The organism is Vibrio sp. R11-SG3-ISO3-SZ (assembly GCF_059834345.1).
On sequence record NZ_JCBDGX010000044.1, the window covers coordinates 1 to 8,479 of the forward strand.

8 protein-coding genes are annotated in these 8,479 nt (G+C 51.7%); 2 read left to right on the forward strand and 6 right to left on the reverse strand.

Annotated elements, in window-relative coordinates:
• Positions 1–2,409, forward strand: a 2,409-nt coding sequence (locus tag AC6R1O_RS05860; RefSeq protein WP_500656701.1) for a cation-translocating P-type ATPase, incomplete at its 5' end; no start/stop codon positions are given.
• Between the two features lie 98 nt (positions 2,410–2,507).
• Here the strand turns inward: AC6R1O_RS05860 and AC6R1O_RS05865 are convergent.
• Both AC6R1O_RS05865 and AC6R1O_RS05870 read right to left on the reverse strand, forming a co-directional pair.
• Positions 2,508–2,981, reverse strand: coding sequence for a GNAT family N-acetyltransferase (locus tag AC6R1O_RS05865; protein WP_500637336.1), 474 nt, complete (start codon positions 2,979–2,981; stop codon positions 2,508–2,510).
• Positions 2,978–3,604: a DsbA family protein gene (locus tag AC6R1O_RS05870; RefSeq protein ID WP_500637337.1), complete on the reverse strand. Its 627-nt coding sequence runs from the start codon at positions 3,602–3,604 to the stop codon at positions 2,978–2,980. Before AC6R1O_RS05870 ends, AC6R1O_RS05865 begins: the two co-directional genes overlap by 4 nt.
• Before the next feature lie 186 nt (positions 3,605–3,790).
• Between AC6R1O_RS05870 and AC6R1O_RS05875 the strand changes: the two genes are divergently transcribed.
• On the forward strand, positions 3,791–4,039 hold the full coding sequence (locus AC6R1O_RS05875) for a hypothetical protein (RefSeq protein WP_334553381.1): 249 nt from the start codon (positions 3,791–3,793) through the stop codon (positions 4,037–4,039).
• A 79-nt stretch (positions 4,040–4,118) separates the two neighbouring features.
• On the opposite strand, the gene choV is transcribed toward AC6R1O_RS05875, so the two are convergent.
• The 4 genes from choV to AC6R1O_RS05895 form a co-directional block, all read right to left on the reverse strand.
• Positions 4,119–5,306: a choline ABC transporter ATP-binding protein gene (gene choV / locus AC6R1O_RS05880; protein ID WP_500637338.1), complete on the reverse strand. Its 1,188-nt coding sequence runs from the start codon at positions 5,304–5,306 to the stop codon at positions 4,119–4,121.
• A gap of 2 nt (positions 5,307–5,308) precedes the next feature.
• On the reverse strand, positions 5,309–6,151 hold the full coding sequence (choW, locus tag AC6R1O_RS05885) for a choline ABC transporter permease subunit (protein ID WP_334553378.1): 843 nt from the start codon (positions 6,149–6,151) through the stop codon (positions 5,309–5,311).
• A 45-nt stretch (positions 6,152–6,196) separates the two neighbouring features.
• Positions 6,197–7,135 carry a choline ABC transporter substrate-binding protein gene (locus AC6R1O_RS05890; RefSeq protein ID WP_500630844.1) on the reverse strand — a complete coding sequence of 313 codons (939 nt, stop codon included), beginning with the start codon at positions 7,133–7,135 and terminating at the stop codon, positions 6,197–6,199.
• 105 nt (positions 7,136–7,240) lie between these two features.
• The coding region (locus AC6R1O_RS05895; protein ID WP_500656702.1) for a choline dehydrogenase at positions 7,241–8,479 on the reverse strand (1,239 nt) is incomplete at its 5' end.

Below are 8,479 nucleotides of genomic sequence, written 5' to 3' on the forward strand. Positions count from 1 at the left end.
ACCGCGCAAGTAAAACGTGACGGCCAGTGGATGGATATTCCGGCCAAAGAGATCGTGCCGGGAGATATCCTAAAAATCAGCACCGGTGACATTCTTGCCGCCGATGTGCGCATTATCGAAGCCAACCGCTTGTCGATTGATGAAGCGGCGCTCACAGGTGAATCGGAACCTGTCGATAAGAAAGTCGAGGTGATCGATGATGCCACGGTTGGTCTTGGCGATCAGCGCAACATGGGCTTTATGACCACCATCGTCACGTCAGGTACTGGCTTAGGTATTGTGGTCAACACGGGTATGAAAACCGAAGTGGGCCACATCGCCGATATGATGGCGAACACCGAAGAGACCAAAACGCCAATGCAAGAGCGCATGGATACCATCGCAAAAATCTTGATGGTCGCGGCGCTCGCCGTCGTGGCTGTGGTGTGTGGTATTGGTCTTTATCACGGTATGCCGTGGCTTGAAATTCTTAACACCGGTATTTCGCTCTCGGTCGCAGCAATTCCAGAAGGTCTGCCAACGGTTATCTCGATTGTATTGACCATGGGCTCCACGCAAATGGTGAAGAACAACGCACTGGCTAAACAGCTTTCTGCGATTGAAACGCTGGGCTCGACTACCGTGATCTGTTCAGACAAAACCGGCACGCTGACTCAAAACCAAATGCAGGTGATGAAAGCTTACGATGTGAGCGGCCGCTACTGGGAAGTGAGTGGTAAAGGTTTTAGCCCAGAGGGTGAATTCAAACCGCTCGGTCACCACATTGATGCCAAGCAAAGCCCAGAAATGATGAAAGGCTTAGTCGTCGCGACTCTGTGTAACGATGCGGAATACCTCAAAGATGGCGACCAATCCAAAGTACGCGGTAACCCAACCGAAGGCGCTTTGATCGTCGCGGCCGCCAAAGCGGGCCTAGAGCAATCTGAAATGCTGAGCACGGGCGGTTACTCTATTGTTGAAAAGTTCCCGTTTGATTCAGCGCGCAAAATGGCTTCTGTGATTGCTCGAAGCCCTGAAGGTAAGCACTTCCTCGCCATTAAAGGCGCACCCGATGTGGTATTGAACCACTCCGCCGGTTTTATGGTGGATGGTCAATATGTGTCTAAGTTACCAGTCAGCCAGACAGTGGGTAACGTTGCCCTTAACAACGATATTGCGGATCGCATCGTGAGTGATTACGAAGCGGCGATTCAAGATTTTGCCCACCAAGCGCTGCGCACCTTGGCGGTCGGTTACAAAGAGTTAAGCGATGACGATCTCAAACGCGATCACAGCGAGCTTGAGCAAGAGGTCATTCTGCTAGGTCTTTACGGCATCATGGATCCACCGCGCCCTGAAGTACGCGCTGCGGTAGACAGCTGTTTCGATGCGGGCGTTCGCACTGTGATGATCACCGGCGACCACGCATTGACCGCCGCCGCAATTGCACGTGAGATCGGCATTATTCGCAGCGAGAAAGACCGCGTCGTCACCGGTGCCGAGCTCGATGCGATGGACGATGACGAATTGCGCCGTATATGCCCACAAGTGGCCGTGTTTGCTCGCGTGACGCCTGAGCACAAACTGCGCATCGTTCAAGCTCAGCAGTTCAACAATGAAGTTGCTGCGATGACAGGTGATGGCGTCAATGACGCTCCAGCCTTGCGCCGTGCTGACATCGGTGTTGCGATGGGTATCACGGGTACCTCGGTCGCCAAAGATTCCGGTGATTTGATTCTGCTGGATGACAACTTCAGCACCATAGTGAAAGCGGTTCGTCAAGGTCGCCAAATCTTCGATAACCTACGCAAGTTCATTCGCCAAGCTCTGACGGCGAACGTCGGTGAAGTATCGGTGATCCTATTTGCTTTCTTGATGATGGGACCAGAGGCGATTTTGCCGCTCACGCCATTGATGATCTTGTGGATTAACTTGGTTTCAGATGGCCTACCGGCACTGGCTCTGGGTGTTGATCCAGAAGAAAAAGATTTGATGGAACGCAAACCTCGCAAGCGTAACGAGAGCTTCTTCAGCGACCACTTAGGCACTCGCATTGTCACCCGTGGCTTGGCCCTTGGCGCAATGAGCTACTTAGCGTTTAACTGGGCGCTAGACAATGGTTTTAGTGCAAACTACGCACAAACTATGGCCTTTGCGATGCTGGTGTTTGCTCAGCTGTGGCACCTGTTTGACTCGCGCTCATTCACGACCTTGTTCCGTAAGAACCCATTGACCAACAAGTCGCTGCTTGGCGCCGTTGCTATCTCAGCCACGCTGTCGCTTAGCGTCATCTATACCGGTATTGGTCAGCTGATCTTCAGCACTGAAGCCTTGCAAGGTGGTCACCTATTTGGTGTCATCATGGCCGCCTCTCTGCCTACCTTGATTCTGTCGGCGATTAAAGAAGTGACGAAGACCAAACTCGTCTAAGCCCTGCGCCGCCACTCAAACGGCTCGACCCTGTCTAGAGAAATTCAGACACGGTCGAGCCGTTTTTTCTGGTACTTATCCCTTTTTATACCAACGACTTAAGCATGAATAGTCGCTCTCATGATGTGTTGCGGGCCAGCAGAACCACCTAAATAGATCTTGCCAGTATCGACAAAGCCGCTTTTGAGATAGCAGGCTTGCGCGCCGGGATTTTTGCAGTTGACCGTAAGGTAAATCGTCTCAAACTGCGGATAATTGGCGACGAGATACGGCATCAATGCGCGAATCGCTGCTTTGCCATACCCTTTACCTTGATGAGCGGCGTCGATGGCAAACGCTCTGAGCCCCATTGCGTGATCGGGACAAAAGTCGTAGCGGCGACGATAAGCGATATCGAGTTTGAAAAAGCCGACTACGTTATCGCCGGCCAGAATCACATGCCGATGTGTGGTTGGGCAATGATCGGAGAGAAACTCCTCGGCGGTCCCCGCAAACTTCACTTGCGCTTGGGGTAGCGTGACCCCTCTTACGCCATCAATGGTCTGTTCACTGAGTGGCTCAATAGAAATCATGATTGCTCCTCCAACACCGAGCGCACGAGGGTAACTGTATTGTGTGCATCACGATAATCCACGGCTATGGGATAAACGTTATCCTCAATGCGTAACACCAAAGAAGGGAACCCATTCGCGCCAATCTGGCGAGAAAAACGAATCTCATCCAGCAAAGACTGGTTGAGCTGCACACTGCGATAGTCCTCTTCAAAGCGCGTCATATCCAGCCCAGCCTGGCTGGCGAGTGCAAGCAACACCTCATCATCACTGGGATTTTTCGCCTCAAGATAATAGGCGCGTTGAATCGCGTTGATCATTACCAATTCGGCGTCTTGCTTGCGCGCCGCCATGGCAGCGCGACATGCAGGGTACGTTGAGCGCCTTGGCGTGTTCCTGCTCCAAAAATCGTAGTTAAATGGCGTGCCGAGCAAGTTTTCAATTTTGCGCCAGTAGGAGGCAATTTGCTCTCGCATCGCCATTGGCATCGGCTCATCACTGTCTGGTGCTAAACCGCCAACCACGTACTGCACGCTAACCGTACCTGAGAGTTGCTGTTTGACTTGCTGCCAAACGGGTTGATAGCCCCAACACCATGAGCACATCGGATCGTAAACATAATAGAGAATGGGCGCGCTTTGCATCTGAAGGTTCCTGAAATCCATATTCACCTTCAGTGTATCAGCCTCAGTGATGAATGCCTAAAAGGTATCCTGTATGTTGGCCAAGAGGGTGATTTGATTGTCACAGCCTAAGCGGCAGTGATAGAGTGGCGGCTATGCGTGTAATGCCGCACAGATGTCAACAAGATAGACCAAGAGATAACCAATATGATTAATGACGACACAATTATCGCCAGCCTAGAAGAACTTGAAGCCTTTTTGATCGCCGTTGAAAACGGCACGCTTGGCCTACAGGGTGTCGCCGGTATCGCCCTTGCGACCAGCAACGCAGACGGGCGCCGATTTGTCGCAGTGCTCGATGACAACCATCAATTGATTCTTGGCCGCTGGGTCACGGAAGATGTGTTCCAAAATGGTCAAGAGTTAGTCAGAAGTGGCACTGGCCGTAAACACTAAACCGAAAAGGGCTGACGATACGTCAGCCCTTTTTGATGGCGTTCAGATTGAGATGAACGCTAACGATGCAGGGGTTTCACTACGCTGCTTTCGGCGCGTTGTAGTTGCCTAGCAACGCGTCATAAAACTCACTGTCGTTCAACACGCCCACTAAGCGCCCCTCTTCCATCAATAAGATAGGCTGCCCGCTGCGCTGTTTCAGTTCAATCGCTTCACGCATCCCAATGTCCGGGCTGGTGACCACCACGGTCGAGGCATTCACGGCGTCGAAATCACCCTTGCTGGCATCCCAATACAGCAAAGAGAGCGAGGAGTCAGGCGCGAGTTCGAGGCGCTCGCCTTGTTGCCTTACCCACAGCGCGTCACTGCCGCACACTTGCCATTGGTTGGCGTTGTGCTTCAACTCTTCCACCGGCTGCATCAAGGAGCGCCCTTTCAACACATTGAGCGGATTGGTGTGCGCAACAAAATCACGTACGTAGTCGTTCTCTGGCGTCAGGATGATCGCTTCTGGTTTGCCGTGTTGGATCAGCTTGCCTGACTCCATAATCGCTATGTTGTTGCCGATTTTAAGCGCTTCATCAAGATCGTGACTGACGAACAAGATGGTTTTATTCAGTTTCTTCTGCAACAAAATCAGTTCATCTTGCAACTGAGCACGGATCAGTGGGTCGAGCGCGGAAAACGGCTCATCCATCAGTAAAATATCACTGTCCATCGCAAAGGCACGAGCAAGACCAACACGTTGCTGCATCCCCCCTGAGAGCTCATGCGGGAACTTATCTTCCCACTCGGCTAAGCCCACCATCTCGAGCTGCTCGCGCGCTTTGGCTCTTCGCTCAGCTTTTCCTTGCCCTTGCAACTCAAGACCAAAGGCGACGTTGTCCAATACGGTGAGCCAAGGCATAAGGGCGAACTTTTGAAACACCATAGAGACACGATGCGTGCGCAAATGGCGCAGTGTCTGTTCATCACAGTTGGCGAGATCCACTTGTGAATCACCATCTTTGATGGTTAACGAACCACGAGAGATCGTATTAAGCCCATTGACCGCGCGAAGCAGGCTGGATTTGCCCGAGCCAGAGAGGCCCATCAAGACACAAATTTCGCCTTCATCGACCGACAAAGAGACATTATCGACCCCCACCACTTGCGAGGTTTGGTCAATGATCTCTTGGCGTGATAGTCCTTTGTCGAGTAAATCGAGGGCCAGTTGTGGTTTGTCACCAAACACCACATCAAGATTGTTAATCGTAATCGCTTTCATGATTAGGCTTCCTTCTGGTTCGGTGATTTACACAGTCGATCAAGGATGATAGCAACCAATACGATGGCAAGTCCGGCTTCAAAACCTTGCGAAATGTTCACCGTGTTGAGTGCACGCACTACGGGTTTTCCTAGGCCGTCCGCTCCCACCAGCGCGGCAATCACCACCATCGACAAAGACAACATAATGCACTGAGTCACGCCCGCCATAATGCTTGGCATGGCCGCAGGCAGTTCCACTTTAAACAGCAGTTTCATGCGCGTGGCACCAAACGCTTTACCGGCTTCGACCAGCTCTTCCGGTACTTTAGTGATGCCGAGGTAAGTCAAACGAATCGGCGCAGCAATGGCGAAGATGATGGTTGAAATCAGCCCCGGGACAATACCCAAGCCAAACAGAACCAGCGTGGGGATTAAATAAACAAACGTGGGTACGGTTTGCATTAAGTCGAGAATCGGTCTGAGCAGGGTGTAGAGCCAACGACGGTGCGCCGCCATAATGCCCAGAGGCACGCCAATTAATACAGAAATCGTTGTCGCAGCAAAGACTAAAACAAAGGTTTCTAGCATCTCTTGCCAGTAGCCAAGATTGAGAATCGTCAGCAACGCGCCAATAATGAATAACACCAGCGGAAGACTACGATGCAGATACCAAGCAATGGCCGCCGTCATTAAGATCGGCATCGCAGGTGGCATCCATTTAAAAATGTCTACAACAAACAGAATAATGGTTTCAAGAAAGAGAGAAATCGCATCAAACAGCCCAGCAGCGTTAAATGTTAGCCAATCAACCCCTGCTTCCATCCACTCACCCAATGGGATTTTGTTGTCAGTAATAAAATTCACAATATAACCTTGATGTTGCGGGTGGGCAGTGCCCACCCATTTGAATTACGCTTTTGAATCAATGTAGTTTTTCACCGCTGAAGCCGCGTCTTTACCGTTGATGGTCTTCACGCCTTCTAGCCACTTTTCAACCTGCTCTGGGTTGGCTTTTAGCCACTGCTGAGCCGCAATTGAAGGTTTAACATTTTGATTCAAGATGGCTTCCATCAACTGGTTTTCCATCTCAAGGCTAAACTCAAGGTTTTTCAGTAGTTGGCCAACGTTGCCACATTCAGACAAGTAGTTCGCTCGCACGTTGGTGTACACGTTCGCACCGCCGTAGTTCGGGCCAAAGAAGTCATCGCCGCCCGCGAGGTATTCCATCTCAATATTGCTGTTCATTGGGTGCGGCGCCCAGCCAAGGTAGACAATCCACTGATTGCGGCGTACAGCGCGTGCCACTTGAGACACCATGCCGGCCTCGCTTGATTCAACTAGGCTGAACGCTTTCAGGCCAAATGCATCGCTATCTATCATGGATTGGATTAGGCGGTTGCCGTCATTTCCTGGCTCAATGCCATAAATGCGGTCGCGGAATTTGTCGGCGTTTTTCGCGATATCAGCGAAGTCTTTCACCCCCGCTTCATAGACGTATTTCGGTACTGCTAGCGTGTACTTCGCACCCTCTAGATTGGCACGTACGGTTTCCACTGTGCCAGCTTCACGGTATTTAGCGATATCTCCCTCCATCGTTGGCATCCAGTTGCCAAGGAAGATATCGATATCACCGTTTGCCATCGAAGAGTAAGTGACGGGTACAGAGAGCAGATCCGTCTTAGTTTGGTAACCCAGACCTTTCAGTACTTCAGACGTGACTGCGGTGGTCGCGGTAATGTCCGTCCAACCGACATCGGCGAAACGCACGGTTTCACACTGGTTGGCATACGCATTGATCGCTAAACTCGACAGAGCGAGTGTTGAGAAGGTTTTCGTCATCATAGACATGTTGATTTCCTTTTTACTAACTTTCTGTTTTTACTAACTGCTTATTATGTTGACCGGCCGCAACGTGCCGGTCCGTGCTCGCTTTTTGCGAGTCTTTCCTTCGCTTTACTTGATGATGTGCGCACGTTTGGGCGCATGAATTCGCTGTTTTTCTTGCCATTTCGGTGCAACCCACACAGGTTGGTTGTCTGGCTCAAGCAGAGGCTTGCCCAGAATCATATCCGCTGCACGCTCAGCCACCATGATGGTGGGCGCGTTGAGGTTGCCATTAGGAATGGTCGGGAAGATGGATGAGTCCACAACACGCAAACTCTCCACGCCACGAACTCGACAGCTTTCATCCAATACCGCCATCGGGTCATCGTCTGCGCCCATTTTGCAGCTGCACGACGGGTGGTACGCACTCTCTACGTTCTGTTTCACCCACTCATCAATCGCCTCATCACTGGTGACGTCGCTGCCGGGTTGAATCTCTTCACCGCGAAACGCATCCATCGCTGGCTGGTTGAGAATCTCTCGTGTCAGGCGAATGCAATCTCGCCAGTCTTGCTTGTCTTGCTCAGTCGAGATGTAGTTGAACTCAATCTGCGGCTTATCGTGCGGATTCGCCGACGTGATCGCCACGCGGCCACGACTTTCAGGCTTATTGGGGCCAACATGCACTTGGAAACCGTGGCCATCAAACGCCGCTCGTCCGTCGTAGCGCATCGCCGCAGGCAAAAAGTGATATTGAATATTGGGCCACTTCAACCCTTCACGTGAGCGAATAAAGGCGCACGACTCAAAATGGTTGGTGGCCCCTAAACCTTTGCGCGTCAGGATCCACTCAGCGCCGATCATGCCCTTACTGACTAAGCCAAGTTTGCTGTTGAGCGTAATCGGCTGGGTGCAGTGATATTGGAAGTAGACCTCTAAGTGGTCTTGCAGGTTTTCACCCACGCCCGGTAGATCATGTTTGACCTCGACACCCGCCGCCTCAAGCACCGCTTTAGGCCCAATACCGGACAGTTGCAGCAGTTGCACCGAGCCAATGGAACCGGCGCTGGCGATCACTTCGACGCTCGCCATTGCTTGTGTTATCTGACCCGACTTTTCATACTCCACGCCAATCGCACGGCCGTTATCGAGTAGCACTTTGCGCGCAACGACGCCTTTAATCAGAGTCAAGTTTGAACGCTTACGGGCACGCTTTAGGTAGGCGTTAGACGTAGAAGCGCGAACCCCTTTGTCTACCGTCATGTCCATCGCACCAAAACCTTCTTGCTGATAGCCATTGTAATCGTCGGTTTCGGGATAGCCCGCTTCCACGCCAGCATCAATAAAGGCGCGGTATAGCGGATTGAG